Raw genomic sequence first — 17,563 nt, 5'->3', positions numbered from 1 at the left:
TATAAAAATATAGCTAACCCGTTAATATTCTAGATAGATTATCCGTCATTGCGAGGAGCCACTACAGTGGCGACGAAGCAATTCTGTTTTGGTTAACCTTGCGAGGTTTAACTTGTCATCTCTGCGTAGGCAGGTATCTAAATTCCCGCCGTTGCTAAGAATGTCATCTCTGCATAGGCAGGGATCTAAATTCCCGCCGTTGCTAAGAATGTCATCCCTGCGTAGGCAGGGATCTAAATTCCCGCCGTTGCTAAGAATGACACTTACAACGCGGGAATGACAGCTTACAATTGCTTCGTCGACTTATGCCTCCTCACAATGACATTTAGGAGTTTGTAACAATATCAAGAACTTAATCGGGTTTATAATAAACCAAACATAAGAGAACAGATGTCAAAACGATCAAAATTATTTTCACTCAAACTTGATTTTAGCAAGATACCCCAACGACTCCATTTTGATTTTAGCCAACCAGAAATTAAGCAAGAAGATCAGTCTTTGGGAAAAGAACCTAAACTAGAAAATCAATCTGATAAGTGGCTACTCTGTCTTGATTTTGATGGAACAATGGTAAAAGGATCTATAAGCAGTACTATTGCTTGGACACCTAGTAAAGAGTGTGTAGATAAGTTCCTAGCAGATGAAACAAAAAGTTTGAAAGAAAAAGAACAATTTATAGTGTTATCAGATTCAGAAAGTCATATAGATAAGTTTCTAGCAGATGAAACAAAAGGTTGGAAAAACAAAGAACAGTTAGTAAAGTTATTAACAACAGCATTAGATTTAGGATGTCATATAGCCATTGTATCTTTTTGCTCACATCCTGGTGCCATCAAATATGCTCTTACGCAACTTGGTTTAGAAGAAGCTAAATTAAAAGAAATTCGTGTAGTGTCATATTGCCCTAATGAAGAGAATAGTATACTTGCAGCAAAACTGCATAACTCTATTAAATTTTTTTGGTAGTATGAATTTATTTTATAAATTTGGGTTCCTACTATGCAAGTATCACCGATTAATAAAAAAACTAGTTGAAAAACTATCAGTTATACTATAACATTTCAATTATTAAACGTAATGAATGAATCAAAATGAAAAAGCCAAAAGTAGCGACCTTAAGTGCTGAGGAACGAGAAGAACTAATCCAGCATATTAAGGCAAATTCATTAACAGGAGATGATCAGCAAGCGGTGATAGAACTTGTGAAATTTTGTAACGAACTAATAGACAAGCTAGCATCATCAAACATCAGTATAAATAAGCTTAAGGAGATGATGATTGGTTTTAAGGCAGATAACATAAAAAAGATAGTTCAGATTCATTAAAAGAACCACCGAGTGAATCTGATAATAAGAATGGTGGTAATGAAGAAGAGTACGATGAGTCCAAGAAGAGAGATCGCAGTAATTGGCAAGGTAAATATGGATTTGATGATTATCAGGATGCGAATACCAGCTATTTATCTCCTGAGAATTTTTGTAGTGGTGATAGCTGTCCTCACTGTGATAATGGTAAACTCTATAATAGTGAAGCTAGAAAATTGCTACAATTTACAGGTAATGCTCCAATTACAGTCAACAGATATGTAAAGAAAACGTTACGCTGTAATGCTTGCGATTATACAGTTATGAACAATAAGAATATCAACAAATGGACAAATAGTAGCAAAAGTGCAATAGTGTTACAAAAGACCTACGGTACTCCCTTCTATCGTTTATCTAGGTTGCAAAGTTTAAGCGGGGTTCCTGTATCATATAGCACTCTGTGGCAACAATATTTAGATGTTTGGCAAGAAGATGGTGGAGCTGAAATTTACAGGGTATTATTAGAAATGGCTGCCGAATGTAGTTCACTGAACCTTGATGATACTAGAGCCAGGATTTTAGAAATTACTGTAGCCAATAAAAAATTACGAGCTCAAAATAAGAAAGGACGCAGCTGTTATACCACTACTATATGTGCTAAAACTACAAATAATGAGGTGATAGTTTTATATTTTACCGGTAATAAGCATGGCGGGGAAAATATTGGTAACGTACTAAAGAATCGTAAGAATAGGACTGATTCTATTCATTTAATGACTGATGCAAGTAACAATAATAACCCGGTATTATCAGAAGCAGATAAAGAATTACTGGCAATAATAGTGATGATCAATTGTTTGTCACATGGGCAGAGAAAATTTACAGAGAATGAACCATATTACCCTGAAGAATGCGGATATTTTCTCAAACAGACTGGTGGGATTTACCATAATGAACATCAATGTAAAGAGATGAGCCTTGAGGAAAAGCTGAAGTACCATCAGGAACATAGCAGTAAATATATAGAAAACATATATAACAAAATAGACGAATTATTTAACGACAAGAAAGTTGAGCCTAATAGTAGGTTTGGGCAAGCTATGAAATATTGGTTAAATAATAAAGAAGGTTTGACGCAATTTTTGAAAATTCCAGTTAGCAGTCTTGATAATAATTGGGCTGAGAGGTCACTACGTACCATTATTTTACAAAGGAAGAATTCATTATTCTTTAAAACAATCAATAGTGCTGAGATACATAGTGGTCTGTATAGTATAGTAAAGACTTGTAGTGAGAACGAGATCAATGCCTTTAAATATTTAAATTGGCTGCAAGAGCAGAGCAGCAAAGCAAAGAAGCATCCTACGAATTATACGCCTTTTGCCTATGCAAGATATATAAATAATACGGAATTAATCAAGACAGCAGCTTAAATGACAGGAAGCCAATCATTAGAGAGTTTGGCAGAACTAGGATCACCATTATGAATAAGAATATGTAATGTTCTATAGCAAATTTGATAAGATGAATTATCAGATGGGGAAAGTTTTGCCGTAAATTTACCTTTGGATAGGCGTTTAGAGCATAACCAAAAGCCTTGACCGTCAAAGGACAAAATTTTAATGGCAGTTCTGTTTTTATTATAGAATAAAAACAAGGAACCATTAAGAGGGTTGGAAGAAAGTTTTTGTCTGCAAACAGCTATTAAACCATCGATACCCTTACGAAAGTCGATGGCAATAGTGGCAACAAAAATAACTGACTGAGGGGTTAGTTGCAGCATAGAAATGTTTGAATTATGGTTTTTAGCTCTAGTGTTTGAATAATAAGCTTGGTACCATTTGGCTTAATAATGTGGCAAGTGTAGTAATTTTGTTTGGGAGTAGCCACAGGATCAGTATCTATAGAATTTACTAGTTGAAATGGGAGAAAATTAATATCGTGTTGTAGAACTTTATTTGAAGTTGAGGTAGGAGAAGTTTTGAGGGAAGGTTGATGGGCTTGTTGAATTGAACTAATTATTGTTTTATTAATATTGAGATGTTTGGCTATATCTTTGCAAGAATAGTGATGGAGTAGCTGGCGAACTAATTCCTTTAGATGGTTTGGTATGGGATCAAACTTGTTAGTTTTAGTTTGACGCCAGGCTTTAAATTGCTGAGCTACTTGCTCAACAGTAATTGATGGTATTTGCATAGTAGGAACCCAAATGTATAAAATAAATTTTATACTAACAAAAAAATTAGATAGAGTTATGCAGTTTTGCTGCAAGTATACAGAGAATATGTTTTCTATAGGCAAGCAGAAGCATATAGAAAAAGCTATGAAGCATTTTAGTGTTGATAATAATCAGAGAGTTGTTTTAATAGATGATGATTTAAATAATGTGAGTAGAGCATTGGAGAACGATATGCCTGCAATACATGTTGACAAAAATGGTGCCAACTATTTATATCGAGCTTCTGAGATACTTGGACTTGGACTCGATCAGCTATCTGATGAGCATACAGTTAGTTTAGATTCAACATCAACAGATAGTGGATTAGAATTGTCAGGAAATATCTCCCCTGATTCTGACATTTTAGAGCTAACTTGATTAGTATTTAGCCATAGTACATTGACTTCTATAGTGAAACCTATTGAATTAGGTGATACAAACTTTGTGTCATACCTGCGAAAGCAGGTATCTAGATTCCCGCCTTCGCGGGAATGACAACTTACAATAGTTATGTTCTTTATCACCTAATCCTATGAGCATAACTATAGAGGTCGGTTTTTTTTCCTTAAATTGGGACATTATGTCGAATTACACTTTCACTACAAAATAAAAAATGTAGGGTATGTGCTAATAGACGCCTGGGATATCTAGAACTTATTCGGGTTAGCTATAGACGAATAAGTTTTATATAGAACCTTAATAGGTTAGCTCATGATAGTTTTTCTATCTCAATTTTAGCGAAGACAAACCAATTAGAGCAAATATTATAGCTATAATCCAGAAACGTATTACAACTTTTGATTCTGACCAGCCATGTTTTTCAAAATGGTGGTGTAAAGGAGCCATTTTAAAAATTCTTTTACCCCGGGTAGCTTTAAAATAATATACTTGAATAATTACTGATAAGGTTTCAATAACAAATAACCCGCCAATAATTGCTAGTACAAATTCATGCTTGGCAATAACGCTAACAATACCAAGAGCACCACCAAGACTTAGGCTGCCAGTATCTCCCATAAAAACTTCTGCTGGCTGGGCATTAAACCATAAGAATCCTAGGCTAGCCCCAACAATTGAAGCACAGAAGATAGTTAATTCAGAAATATTTGGTACATAAATAATCTGTAGATAATTTGCATAGAAACTATTACCCACCAAGTAAATAATTAAGGTAAAAGAAGCTGCGGTAATGGCAATTGGTACGATGGCAAGACCATCAAGACCATCAGTTAGATTCACTGCATTTGATGCTCCAACTATAACGAACATACTAAATGGAATATAAAACAATCCTAAATCAATCAACAAATTCTTAAAAAATGGAATAGTCAACAGATTGTTCCCTTGATTATTGGCATCCCTTAATAGTAAACAAGCAATTAGACAAATAGTAAACTGAAATAATAATTTTTTCTTACCACTAACGCCTTTATGGTGGTTTTTTGTTACTTTAGCGTAATCATCCATAAAACCAAGTATACCAAAGCTAATAAAGACAAATAATACTATCCATATATATTTATTAGTAAGGTCAGAAAATAACAGAGTGGAAAGGCAAACAGTGAGGATAATCATTATCCCCCCCATAGTGGGTGTTCCTACTTTTATTTTGTGGGTTTCTGGTCCGTCGTCACGAATTGGTTGACCATATTTTTGTAAATTTCGCAAAATTTTAATTATCTTAGGTCCTATCAAAAAAGAAATAGTCAAACTAAATAATATGGCAAGTCCGATACGGAAAGTAATATAGTGGAATAAATTTGCGATATGCAACTTATGTATATAGGGGGCAAGAAGGTTGTAGATCACTGCGGTAACTCAAAAGATTGGATGATTTTACTAAGTTGGGTACTGTTTGACCCTTTTATTAAGATTAATTCATTGCCCTTAAGTAATTTACTTAAGTTTTCTATTAATAGATTAACATTATCAAAATGTATTTTTTCTATTTTGTCTGGCAAAGATTGGTATATATATTTGCTGTTATTGCCTACTAAAAAAACTCTGTTAGCACCAGAGTCAAGAATTGCTGGTACTAAATCTTGATGAAATTTTATCGAATTGTCTCCCAATTCTAACATATCACCTATTATAGCAACTTTTTTCTCCCCACTAAGCTGTTTCAGATATAATAAAGCAGCTTTTACTGATTCTGGATTAGCATTATAATAATCACAAATAATTTGGTAGTCCTGACCATGATATTTGGCATTGATTAGCTTACCACGTCCTTCAATTAATGATACTTTGCTTAATTGTCTTGCTGCTGCATTAATATCTAAGTTCAGTATGGCTGATATCTGGAGAGCGATAGTATAATTTCTAGCATAATGTTCTGGGACAAGAGGTATCTTGACATCTATTCTACTGTTATGGATTGAATAACGTAAACGAACTTGTTGCTCAATTTGTTGATATTCATATGATGTTAAGCTAGAATCTGCATATGGTGATGTACCAAAACTATATATATTATTAATCGATAATTGCTTAAGATTCTGTAAAACTCGGTTATAATATGGGCTGTCTAAATCTATAACGGCTATGCCATCTTTTGGCATTCCTTCAAAAATCTCACATTTAGCATCAACCAGATGCAGTTGAGACTGAAAAAATTCAAGATGAGCTTCCGATATTGTAGTAATAACTGATATATTAGGTCTAACCATTTTTGTTAGCTCTCTTATTTCTCCTGAATGATTCATACCCATTTCAAAAATAGCATATTCTATATCATCAGGCATAGAAGCAAGATTTATAGGTACACCAAGATGGTTATTAAAATTTCCTCGACTAGCAAAAGTGGTACCAAAGTAACTTAGTACAGTTTTGATTGCTTCTTTAGTTCCCGTTTTACCACTACTGCCAGTAATACCAATAAACTTTGCTTGAGATTTCTTCCGTTTATACTCTGCCATCTGATGTAGAGCGGTTAAAGTATCAGAGACCTTAATTACTTTTTCATCAGGCAATCCTTTGATTTCCCGGCTAATAATTACCGCATTTGCCCCACGTTCTAGAGCATGTAATGCATAATTATGTCCATCACTAGCCCCTTTAAGAGCAATGAACAAATCACCATCTGTAACTGAATTAGAATTGAACTGAATTTGTCCGCCATGAATATCAGGATGTACCTCTATATTCATGGCGCTACTTAAGTCTTTTGCTGACCAAATCATTATATTATTAATTAATATTATATACTACGCAAATAAGGGATCATTTTTATCTCAGATTTGCTTTAATTGTCAATAGGTTTATTAATAAAACCATCTTCTAACCATCCCTGCAAAACATTGGAATCTATTTTTGTGTGATATCCTTTTTGCATAATAGCAACGATTTTAAAGCTATTATTTTCTAACATTTGTAAACGTCAATCCTTAAAGTTTTTCTTAATGCTCACTTTGAAGGTTACATATAATATTTACTAACTTCATAATTTTTCATTTCTTCAACAAAAGCATTAACCCGTAATTTAAATTGAATATTATTACCCGGATGTTTTGGGTCTGTTTTATTTAAAATACCATGAATGTGATGCCCGTTACCACCTTTTCTTTGAATAACAATACTTTTTCCGACAAGTAAATTACCATTTGATGTAAATGTAATTGTGTAATCTAAATGTTCTAATACATCCTTCATTGAATAAATACGCATCATACTATCTTCTCGTTCATATAATACTAATATTTCACGAGCTTTTTTATACGACATTGACCAATCTATCAACTCTTTTATTATTGGTTTAAATATATAGTGAAACCTATTGAATTAGGTGATACAAACTTTGTGTTAACCTTGCGAAAGCAGGTATCTAGATTCCCGCCTTCGCGGGAATGACAACTTACAATCGTTATGTTCTTTATCACCTAATCCTATGAGCATAACTATATATGCATTTCTGTTATTCATAACTACAATATTTTAATTGAATCATAAACACTACCAATCATTCTTGGTATAACAGCATTGCCAAGTTGTTGGTATCCTTTTAAGCCTTCTGCTACATAATGACTTTGTGAAAAACCCATTAAAGATTTACATTCATTAATTGAAAGTCTGCGTATATTATTATCTATATAATATAAACCCGTTCTTGCACCAGCTCCACCACCAAAGGCTGATAATGTAATTGAATGCCCTAATGGGCTATAAATCCTTTCACCTTGCCCCCCTTTATTTAAATAACCAACTCGTAAAGGCTTGAGGTCTCTATCTGTAATCTCTTTTTCAATTACTATATCATCTCTATTAATAAATAAATTTTTATCGACATTATTTTCAAGTATATTCTCAAGGTATATTTTCTTGTTGGTTTCCTTCGGTGGTGAATATTTAATCTTAATATCACCTACAATATCTTTTCTTATACAAACAAAGTAAATACGTTCTCTTGCTTGCGGTACACCAAACAAAGATGCATTAAGTACATGTCTATATACTTTATATCCTATTTCATCAAGTTTTGTATCTATCGTTTTAATAACATTACCATTATCAATATTCATAATATTTTTAACATTCTCAAGCAATAATATTAATGGTTTATGATATTGTGCAATTCTAATTATCTCATAAAACAGCTTACCATTTATATCATGTAGACCATTCTGTTTACCGGAGATGCTAAAAGGTTGACAAGGAAAACCAGCACATAGAATATCATGTTCTGGTATTTTTCGTTCAGAAATCTCAGAAATATCACCCATGGGTTTTTCTCCAAAATTCCTTTTATAAGCTTCTTGCACATCTTTATCAATATCGGATGAAAAAACACACTCCATCCCTTTTTCTTCAAGAGCTATACGAAAACCACCAATACCACAAAATAAATCTATAAATTTGTACATATAACTTCCTTGAGTAAATTTGTATTCTGTAGAGCTTTGTTGGCTATATCGAAATCACTAAATGGTAGTTTTTCATTGCCGATTATCTGATAATTTTCGTGACCTTTGCCGGCAATCAGCAAAATATCATCTTTTTGTAAATTATTTATCGTTTCGGTAATTGCTATTTTTCTATTTTTTATTTCTATAAAACTATTAGTGATCGCTATGATACCTTGTATAATTTGCTGCCGTATTGATTTTGGTTCTTCATTTCTCGGATTATCATCAGTAATAATAATCTCATCGGCAATTTTCGCCGCAACTTCCCCCATTAATGGTCTTTTACTACTATCCCTATTACCACCACAACCAAAAATTACTTTCAATAACCCCTTATCTGATTTTATTTTTCTCAGCTCTAGTAAACTTTTTTCTAAGGCATCTGGGGTATGAGCATAGTCAATAAAAATATTACTATTACCTACTCTCTCTAAACGTCCTTTAACTGCTTTAACTTGTGGTAATTTTAATATAACTTGTTCCAAAGGAAAACCAGTCAAATGCACCATCATAACAGCAATCAGTAAGTTGGTAGCTTGAAAACTACCAACTATATCAGTAGTAAAATTATATTTCTGTCCTTTATAGCTGCAAATTGTGCTGTCGATAATTTTCAGATCACCATTCATACCAACAGTTAAAAACTTTATATTACGTTGTTGTAAATAATGTTTAATATAATCCAATTGTGCTATTTCCGCGTTTAATACAGCCATCCCTGTTGGCAATAAATTATCTGTAAATAATTTTAATTTGGCTAAAAGATAATTATCCATATTTTGGTGATAGTCAAGATGATCTCGGCTAAAACTAGTAAAGCAGGCAGCATTTACTTTTATACCATATAATCTTTGTTGATCTAGACCATGGCTAGAAGCCTCAAAAGCTACATATTCTGTGTTGTTTTCAGCTAGCTTATGTAAAATATGTCTAAAAGTTACAGGGTCAAGAGTAGTAAGAGCAGGAGATTTTTGTGAAATTTCTTGGATAATTGTTAAAACCAAATCATTGGAACATTCTACACCAATAGTACCGATAGAACAGCTGGGGACTCCTAGTAATGTGTATAGTTGCCTACAATAGGATACTACCGAGGTTTTACCGTTAGTACCAGTAGCAGCTACCATATATTGTGGTAATAATGGGTAGAGAATATCAGCAGCTTGGCTCAATGCCAGCCGGACATCACTCACAAGAGTTACATGTACGTCATTGGCAATAATGCTAGGGTTGTTTAGGCTCTCAGCATCATCTGTAATAATGAATTTCACCCCTTTATTTATTACATCATCAATAAATTTATTACCATCAGAATCTGCTCCTTTAATCGCAAAGAATATGTCACCAACTTTAGCTAGTCTAGAGTCAAAACATAAACTGCGAGAATCCATCTGAGAGATAATTTTGTTATCAAATAATTTTTGCATAATTTCTACAATTTAAATGTAGCCTAATTAATTCTTAATCTATATAAGTGTGTTTATCACGTATGGTAACCTATGTAAAGAGTTAGAATTTTAGGGCTTCTCATGCAAAAGAAAGATTTATCAATTTTAATAGGTAATAGTCTGGATCATTTTGATACGGCTATTTATAGTTTTCTTGCCCCAATTTTATCAGTAATCTTTTTTCCCAAAGACGATCCTATAGTTGCCTTGATCTTAACTTATAGTGTGCTAGCAACTTCAATAATTACTAGACCAATTGGTGCAATAATTTTTAGTATGATTGCACAAAAACGAGGGGCAACTTTAGCTCTATCTTATTCATTGATAGGAAGTGCTATTACCACTATGTTGATAGGATTTATACCAACTTATCAAATGATTGGCTGGTTTTCACCATTGATGCTGCTCATTATTCGAATTATGTTAGGAATTTTTGGCGAAGGAGAACATTGTATTGCCAAATTATATATTGTAGAAAATAAGACGCAGGTTCAAGGGGTGAAAGCATCTTATCTATACGAGCTATCAACAATATTCGGGATTATTATCGCTTCTTTTGTCAGTACAATTCTAATTAGTTCTAATCACCATGAATATTGGCGTTTATGTTTTATATTAGGAGGTAGTACAGGGATTGTAGGGGTTTATCTTAGACGTTATTCTAATACGCCTCAAAGAGCAATAGAACAAAAATCCTATACATCAAATGTGATATTGAATAATAAGTGCAATATTCTGCGTGTATCTATAGTTAGTGGTTTTTCCTATATGACATATGTCATACCTTTTATAGTGATGAATAGTTTTGTTCCTCTTATCACCTCTATATCTTTGGGAATGATGATGAGTTTTAATACTCTCTTATTAATTATAGATGCAGCAATGATTCCACTAATAGGGCATTTTGTTAAGAAATATCACCCTGTGGATGTAATGATCGTAAGCACTAGCATTCTATTTATTAGCATAGTGCCATTATGGTTATATATGAATGATGCTTCTGTATGGTATGTTAATTTTGTCCGTTTATGGATTATTACCTTAGGGGTATTATTCGCATGCCCAGTAAATTATTGGCTTAATAACCTATTCCATGGTTCAGATAAATATATGCTGGTTAGCATTGGTGATGCTATAGGCACCTCAATATTTGGGAAATTTACTCCCTCGGTATGTATAGCTCTTTGGCATTTTACTGGCTCTTCTATATCTATAGGAATTTACATTGCAATAATTACCTTAGCTACTATATGGGCAGTAAAGAGTCAGTGACATTACTTGCATAATATAGCTAATCCGAGAAGGTTTTAACCATAGCAATACTTCCGTCATTGCGAGGAGGCGTGAGCCGACGAAGCAATCCATTTTTGGTTACTTTTATGGATTGCTTCGTCTACCTACGGTCTTCTCGCAATGACGTTGACCACATACGACTTTTAAAGTGCATTATCTAAAACCAGCTTCCTCTTCTAACTTTCGACAGTTGTGGGGAATCTATGCTTTCGCAGGGATGACACAAAACTGGATTGCTTCGTCGCCAGTAAAGCGGCTTCTCGCTAATAGACATTTGTGAATTTGGCGTAATGTTAGTCTGGTTAGCTATAAACTTAATCATCCATTCTACTGTGTAGTGCCTCAAATACTCCAACTTCTTTCCATAAGTTCCTATTTCCTATAACATAAATAACTTCTTTAGCCCGTGTAACTGCTACATTTAAGATGTTAGGAGATTTACCTGCCCATATTCGACTCCCATGTTGCTCTGATCCTTGTGCCCCTAATACTAAAATTACCGCTTCAGCTTCTCGTCCTTGGACAGTGTGTATTGTTCCAATTCGTTCATTAAGCCAAGAATACTTATCTTTAGTAATCCAAGAATCTTTAGTAATCCAAGAATCTAAAACACGACTCTCTTTTATAATTTTGCGTAAATTATTTGCAACAACTTTAAAAGGTGTCACAATATACAGGTCTGGCAGTATTGAAGCCTTCTTTAATTCGCGTAATAGTTCAAGTACTTTTTCTCCTTCTTCTGGACACCACTTATCTAACGCTTCTCCTTGAACATCAAACCACCTAGAAGAACCAAGACATTTAGCTATAGAAGAACTCTTATTAGAACTCTTGGCGTGAACCATAGAACCTCCATAAGCAATTGTATTAGAAATATCAAACATAGGATTGTTGCAACGCCTATGTACTAGTAAAGGCACACCAACCAAACGACTTCCATGGTTGGTATCAAATTTATAAAAATATGAAGTTGCAGAATCTGATAGGATTTGAACTGATACTTCTGGTGCATTAAAACGTTTTGGGTCTACTGAAAACTGTTTGCATATACTTTTTGTTAAATTGTCAGGTAACTCAACCACTGGTTCTATCTGTAGTGGATCACCCGTGACTACAACACGTTTTGTTCTCATTATAGCCCCTACAGCAGCTTGCGGCAAAGCCTGTCCAGCTTCATCAATAAGAAGCCATCCAAAAGAATTGGCAGGAATATCCTTTAACATTTTCCCTACAGATGCAAAAGTTGTTGATACACTAGGTACTACAAGGAAGAAAGATGCCCATAAATCTGGTAAAAACTTAATGGTGCTTTCATCCATTCCACTAAAAGAGTCTCTAAAAATTTTCATCATAGTTCCAAGATTATGATATAAAGGCTTGGCTGCTGCATCTATAAAGGCTTTATGTAGCTTTATAGCGGAAATAAACACCTCGTCACGTAATAATTGCGTCTGTTCGTTACACCATGGGGAAACTAGGTGCCTATCTGCATGGGATTTTGCAAATAAACTACTATCAATAAGATGCTTTTCAAATTCTTTAGAGGATATTAGAATCTTTTTCTTTACATCATTAAAATGAGCAAGCCTTTGCCTTTTTTTTCGCCAGACACGAAATGAAGAAGTGTTTAGAATACACCAAATAACATGTGGTTTTAATTTATCATGTTTTAATAAAAGGTCGTCTCCTAGTGTCTCACCCAGCCCTAACTCTCTTTCTAAATTGGCTAACTCTTCAACTAAATTTCTTGTTTCTTGTAATCTAGAGAACTCATCTTGGCTTTTTTTTAATACCTTTTTAAAATGTTCTCTAGCTTCTTCCCAACGTTTCAAAGCTTCACTGTGACTACGCGGTGGGTTATTTTCTTTAATAATTCTAGGGGGTCTAGTTCCGATGACTTCTTGACTCTCTGGATCTATAATTTGGAATGTCTGCGATTTTCCATTTATTTCTGCTAAATATGTTGAAAAACCAAAATCCTTATCCCACCAAAATGTTTGACTAAAATTATTACAATTAGCCATATTACCAAGTACTGCTGCAATCAAGCCCCAACTTCCACCTTCAAGTAATGAATCAGATAGAGCTTTAAAATAACGCAGATCATCTGCATCATTGGCAATGGCATCTAAATTAGGTAATTCAGCACTAATATTTTCAACAGCCTTATTGTTAGATGAGGCGATTAATATTTCAAAACCTTTTAGACTCTCATCTAATTTATAGAGATCGAACCAACCCTTGCCAGCTTGCATTTTTTCCCCTGAATTGGTAAAAGCTTCTTTAGGATCATCAAACTTCAGTAATGCTTCTGCTCGTTCTGCAACTAATTTTGCCACAATATCACGTAATAAGGTGGTTTTTCCTGTTCCTGGCGGTCCATTAATGGCAAGGATTCCACTATCTTTTAGTTCAGTCATAGATAAATTAACTGCAGCCTGTTGAAGTAATACTAGAGGATGTCGTTCTGGTCCAGGCCATCTTGCTGAAGGAATGTTTTTAGGAGAAAGAATATTTTGTAAAACTGTTTCATTTAGTATATTGTAACGCTCTAATGGAACATTCACGCCTAAATACTGTAAAAGATTTGTTGGAGCATCTTGGCTTTCGATTAAAGTACTAGCCTTTGCTAGATCATTTAGGTAAAAGCTGTTAAATAACATAACTTTAGTAGGAGCATCTTTTTTACTTGATTCAGGATCATCTTCTTTAATTGGTTCATAAGTTCGGAGAGCGAATTTTTTATTTATCAGCATTTCTGCTGGTATACCATCATAAATATTATTAATAAGATAATTATAAGCATCATCTATCATTATTTTATTCAAGGGAAGCTCTTTGCCATTTTCATCTTTTTTACGTAAGATTCCATCAAAAGCTATCTCAATTTTTTGTTTAATTGATACCCAGTCACCTAAGTTTTTAAGACTTCCCTTTAAAGCTTGAGGAACACCCCACGCAAAACTTGATAGATTAACAGAGATATCATTTTTAAGAAGATAACCATACTGATCTGTAATAATTACACCTGTAATCGCTTCTCTTGATAACTGTTTTGACTCGATATTTGTATCGCCATATTTTTCAACTAAAGCAGAAAATACACTCTGAAGACTGATCGAACCCATTATTATTTGATAGAATAATTTTTTTTTAGGGGGTACTTTTTCACCACCATTTTCCCATGGTAATCCATTATCTAATAACGCAACTAAACTTTTTTCTCCACCTACTAGGTCTTCTGCTTTACGAAATGATTGAGGTGACAATACTTCCAAAACAGTCCAAGCTGATAAGACGTCACATGCTTCTTGCGTAGTTAATTGTTTCATTTTGTTAGCAATTCAATTTAATATTCTAAGAAATCTGTCCAGCTATTTTGAGCATGCATTTTAGAGAGTATATTGCAACTCATGTAAAATAATAATAATTTAAAAGTTTGGTTGAAAAACTTCTAAATTATTTCTTATAATTGTAACTTAATAGTCTCACACCACGATATTTACTATTTTCGAGGGTATTATGATAATTTTTTTAGGTTCTTTACCGCTTAAATGTTTTTGTATCTCGGGTAATTGCATTACCATATTCTGAATCTCAATATTGTTCGTTACATTGGCAAATTCGTGCGTAGCTCTCAGTTTACCATTAACTTGGATAGCCATGGTATAAGATTCTAGTTCTAACAAGGATTCATTGAAAGAAGGCCAGGAAGTTTGATATAATCTTTCCTTATTGCCTAATTTTTGCCAAATTTCTTCTGTAATATGTGGAATAAATGGGTTAAGTAACTTGATCAAGATACTAAAACCCTCTTTAACACTATCAATATTGGCTTCCTTCCCCTTAGATATTTCATCTGACAAAGCATTAAATAGCTCCCGCATCCTTGCTATGGCTTTATTTAGCTTAAAATCCTTTAGTTCTTCGGTAACATGTTTGATAGTGTAATGGGTAATCTTTGTTAGTTTTTTATTAGCACTCCCAGTTATTTCACTATTAATTAGTATTTCTGCCATATTTTCTAACTTACTAATAAAACGAGAACAGCCCTCAAGACCATTTGCCGACCATTCGAAATCTTTCTCTGGCGGACTATCGGAGAGGACAAATAGCCTAATAGCATCAGCACTATGGTTTGCCAATATTGACTCTAAATCCACGACATTCTTTTTGGATTTACTCATTTTTTCTATTCGTCCTTGAAATGCTTCTTCCCCAGTGTTTTTATTAATCCACTTATCAGATTGTTTTATTACCTCATCTGGGTAAAGCCAATTATTATTAGCATCTTTATAGGTAGCATGTAGAACCATACCTTGAGTTAGTAAATTAGTAAAAGGTTCGCGAATGCTAAGATAACCTTGTTCATTCATTACTTTCGTAAAGAACCTGGAATAAAGAAGGTGCATTACTGCATGTTCAATTCCACCAATATACTGGTCAACAGGTAACCAATAATCACAGGCTTGTTTGTCGGTGATATCTTTTGCTGTCACGCTACAATAACGGGTGAAATACCAAGAAGACTCAAAAAATGTATCTAACGTATCAGTCTCTCGAATAGCTTGTTTTTGACATTTTGGGCAATTAGTATGTTTCCAAGTAGGATGCAAATCAAGAGGATTGCCATGTCCATAAAATGTAACATCGTTTGGTAGAGTTATTGGTAATTCTTTTTCAGCTACTGGCACAGCTCCACAATCCGAACAATAGATTATTGGAATAGGACAGCCCCAATATCTTTGTCTAGACACCCCCCAGTCCTTCAGGCGGTAGTTAATAGTACGTTTGCCTAAACCACGCTGTTCAAGTTCTTCTATAGATTTTTGTTTAGCCTCCTGAATAGTAAGATCATTCAAAAAATCTGAGTTGATCATGATACCATCACCCATGTAAGGTTCCGAGTATACATCCACTTGAACATCCTTATTAATCACTACCTGCTTTGTTGGTAAGCCCATTTTCTTTGCTAACGCATGATCTCTTTCATCATGGGCTGGGCATCCAAAAACTGCTCCAGTACCATAATCCATTAGTACGAAATTTGTTATTACGACAGGAATAATAATTGTAGGATCAAATGGATGAATGGCGAGAAGGTTAGTAAACACCCCTTCTTTTTCGGCTTTATCTACTGCAGCATTAGTGTGTAATTGTGAACACTCCCCAATAAAAGATACCATATCTTTATTTTTATCCACTAATTGCTCAATTATTGGATGGTTATAGGCTATTGCAACAAAACTTGCTCCAAAGATAGTTTCTGGTCGGGTAGAAAACACTTCTATCACACTGTCATTCCCGCGTAGGCTGGAATCTAGATCCTCGCCTTCGCGAGGATGGTATAAAGAGGAGCGTATTTTAAAACTAAAATTTACTCCTTCCGATTTGCCTATCCATTTTTCCTGCATAGATTTAACAGAATCAGGCCAACAGTCCAGTTTTGTAATTCCATTTAATAGCTCTTCAGCGTAATTAGTGATTTTTAGAAACCATTGTTTTAAATATCGTTTCTCAACTAAGGAACCGGAACGCCATCCACGACCATCTACTACTTGTTCATTAGCTAAAACAGTATTATCCACAGGATCCCAATTAACTAAAGATTCTTTTTGATAGGCTAAACCCCTCTCATAAAGCTCTAAAAAGAATTTTTGTTCATGCTTATAATAATCTGGATCACAAGTTGTTATTTCTCGCGACCAATCATATGAAAAGCCAATTGATTTTAGCTGATCTCGCATAGTTGCGATGTTTGAATAAGTCCAGTCTTTAGGATTAGAGTTATTATTAATAGCAGCATTCTCTGCTGGCAAGCCAAAAGCGTCCCAACCCATGGGATGTAATACGTTATAGCCCTGTGATTTCATAAAACGAGCTATGCAATCTCCAATAGAATAGTTACGTATATGTCCGACATGAATTTTCCCGGAAGGGTAAGGTAACATTTCGAGTACGTAATATTTAGGCTTGTCGCTGTCGTTTTCTGCGGCAAAAGCTTTTTCCTCAAGCCAAATTTCTTGCCATTTTTTCTCAATATTTTTCATAATTTTCACTTTACTTATTGGTATTTTGTAGTGATTATATCACTTGCTTTACGCATGGCAGTGTAAAAGTCATAGGGAAAACAGCCTGCCATCATTGCGAAAAGCCGCTCTAATGGCGACGAAGCATGTATCCGGCTTTATAGCTAATAAATTAATCTAATTCCCCTATAGACCTGATGGAATTTGCTGGCTTACAAACTTTGTACTTATCAATCCACCTGCTTCTGAAAAACCCCTGCTTCGTTCAGTTTTTTCGTAAGCTAAGGTTCGTCTTATTTACCATCAATACCACCATTCCCCTCATATTCCAGGTTGGAATTCCTTAATTAATTCTTAATAATTTTTATTA

General features: G+C 34.2%; 17 protein-coding genes. 6 read left to right on the top strand and 11 right to left on the bottom strand.

Translation table 11 applies throughout. The features are described from left to right. Positions 1-112: 112 nt before the first annotated feature. From ACQH2P_RS10840 to ACQH2P_RS10820, 5 genes are all read left to right on the top strand, one after another. Positions 113-280, top strand: a complete 168-nt coding sequence (locus ACQH2P_RS10840; RefSeq protein ID WP_425364189.1) for a hypothetical protein — start codon at positions 113-115, stop codon at positions 278-280. 110 nt (positions 281-390) lie between these two features. Continuing rightward, positions 391-966 (top strand): hypothetical protein, encoded by a 576-nt coding sequence (locus ACQH2P_RS10835; RefSeq protein WP_425364188.1) that lies wholly within the window; start codon positions 391-393, stop codon positions 964-966. Between the two features lie 125 nt (positions 967-1,091). Continuing rightward, positions 1,092-1,325: a hypothetical protein gene (locus tag ACQH2P_RS10830; RefSeq protein ID WP_425362620.1), complete on the top strand. Its 234-nt coding sequence runs from the start codon at positions 1,092-1,094 to the stop codon at positions 1,323-1,325. Between the two features lie 30 nt (positions 1,326-1,355). Beyond that, positions 1,356-1,589: a hypothetical protein gene (locus ACQH2P_RS10825; protein ID WP_425362621.1), complete on the top strand. Its 234-nt coding sequence runs from the start codon at positions 1,356-1,358 to the stop codon at positions 1,587-1,589. 38 nt (positions 1,590-1,627) lie between these two features. Next, positions 1,628-2,737 (top strand): IS66 family transposase, encoded by a 1,110-nt coding sequence (locus ACQH2P_RS10820; protein WP_425363991.1) that lies wholly within the window; start codon positions 1,628-1,630, stop codon positions 2,735-2,737. Here the strand turns inward: ACQH2P_RS10820 and tnpB are convergent. The 9 genes from tnpB to ACQH2P_RS10775 form a co-directional block, all read right to left on the bottom strand. Further along, on the bottom strand, positions 2,734-3,087 hold the full coding sequence (gene tnpB / locus ACQH2P_RS10815) for an IS66 family insertion sequence element accessory protein TnpB (RefSeq protein ID WP_425362591.1): 354 nt from the start codon (positions 3,085-3,087) through the stop codon (positions 2,734-2,736). The genes ACQH2P_RS10820 and tnpB overlap by 4 nt on opposite strands. Beyond that, positions 3,075-3,500: a hypothetical protein gene (locus ACQH2P_RS10810; RefSeq protein ID WP_425362592.1), complete on the bottom strand. Its 426-nt coding sequence runs from the start codon at positions 3,498-3,500 to the stop codon at positions 3,075-3,077. Before ACQH2P_RS10810 ends, tnpB begins: the two co-directional genes overlap by 13 nt. 291 nt (positions 3,501-3,791) lie before the next feature. After that, a complete protein-coding gene (locus ACQH2P_RS10805; protein WP_425364187.1) occupies positions 3,792-4,046 on the bottom strand; it encodes a hypothetical protein in 255 nt (84 codons plus the stop codon). Positions 4,047-4,245: 199 nt separating this feature from the next. Then, positions 4,246-5,331, bottom strand: coding sequence for a phospho-N-acetylmuramoyl-pentapeptide-transferase (gene mraY, locus ACQH2P_RS10800; protein WP_425364186.1), 1,086 nt, complete (start codon positions 5,329-5,331; stop codon positions 4,246-4,248). Beyond that, a complete protein-coding gene (locus ACQH2P_RS10795) occupies positions 5,328-6,704 on the bottom strand; it encodes a UDP-N-acetylmuramoyl-tripeptide--D-alanyl-D-alanine ligase (protein WP_425364185.1) in 1,377 nt (458 codons plus the stop codon). Before ACQH2P_RS10795 ends, mraY begins: the two co-directional genes overlap by 4 nt. 235 nt (positions 6,705-6,939) lie before the next feature. Continuing rightward, positions 6,940-7,260 carry a hypothetical protein gene (locus ACQH2P_RS10790; protein ID WP_425364184.1) on the bottom strand — a complete coding sequence of 107 codons (321 nt, stop codon included), beginning with the start codon at positions 7,258-7,260 and terminating at the stop codon, positions 6,940-6,942. An 8-nt stretch (positions 7,261-7,268) separates the two neighbouring features. Continuing rightward, a complete protein-coding gene (locus ACQH2P_RS10785) occupies positions 7,269-7,400 on the bottom strand; it encodes a hypothetical protein (RefSeq protein ID WP_425364183.1) in 132 nt (43 codons plus the stop codon). A gap of 45 nt (positions 7,401-7,445) precedes the next feature. After that, the gene (locus ACQH2P_RS10780) at positions 7,446-8,381 is read right to left on the bottom strand and encodes a DNA cytosine methyltransferase (RefSeq protein ID WP_425364182.1); all 936 of its coding nucleotides are present in this window, start codon (positions 8,379-8,381) and stop codon (positions 7,446-7,448) included. Next, positions 8,366-9,850, bottom strand: a complete 1,485-nt coding sequence (locus tag ACQH2P_RS10775) for a UDP-N-acetylmuramoyl-L-alanyl-D-glutamate--2,6-diaminopimelate ligase (RefSeq protein WP_425364181.1) — start codon at positions 9,848-9,850, stop codon at positions 8,366-8,368. Before ACQH2P_RS10775 ends, ACQH2P_RS10780 begins: the two co-directional genes overlap by 16 nt. Positions 9,851-9,952: 102 nt before the next feature. Between ACQH2P_RS10775 and ACQH2P_RS10770 the strand changes: the two genes are divergently transcribed. Then, positions 9,953-11,143, top strand: a complete 1,191-nt coding sequence (locus tag ACQH2P_RS10770; RefSeq protein WP_425364180.1) for an MFS transporter — start codon at positions 9,953-9,955, stop codon at positions 11,141-11,143. 335 nt (positions 11,144-11,478) lie between these two features. Here ACQH2P_RS10770 and ACQH2P_RS10765 read toward each other — a convergent pair whose 3' ends face one another. Then, on the bottom strand, positions 11,479-14,496 hold the full coding sequence (locus tag ACQH2P_RS10765; RefSeq protein ID WP_425364179.1) for a DEAD/DEAH box helicase: 3,018 nt from the start codon (positions 14,494-14,496) through the stop codon (positions 11,479-11,481). A gap of 156 nt (positions 14,497-14,652) precedes the next feature. After that, the gene (gene leuS / locus ACQH2P_RS10760; protein WP_425364178.1) at positions 14,653-17,214 is read right to left on the bottom strand and encodes a leucine--tRNA ligase; all 2,562 of its coding nucleotides are present in this window, start codon (positions 17,212-17,214) and stop codon (positions 14,653-14,655) included. Positions 17,215-17,563: the final 349 nt, after the last annotated feature.

It is taken from the genome of Candidatus Tisiphia endosymbiont of Hybos culiciformis, from assembly GCF_964030975.1.
In the GTDB taxonomy this organism is placed as follows: domain Bacteria; phylum Pseudomonadota; class Alphaproteobacteria; order Rickettsiales; family Rickettsiaceae; genus Tisiphia.
Note: the sequence above shows the minus strand (reverse complement) of the source record. Positions and strands in the feature narration are given on the sequence as shown.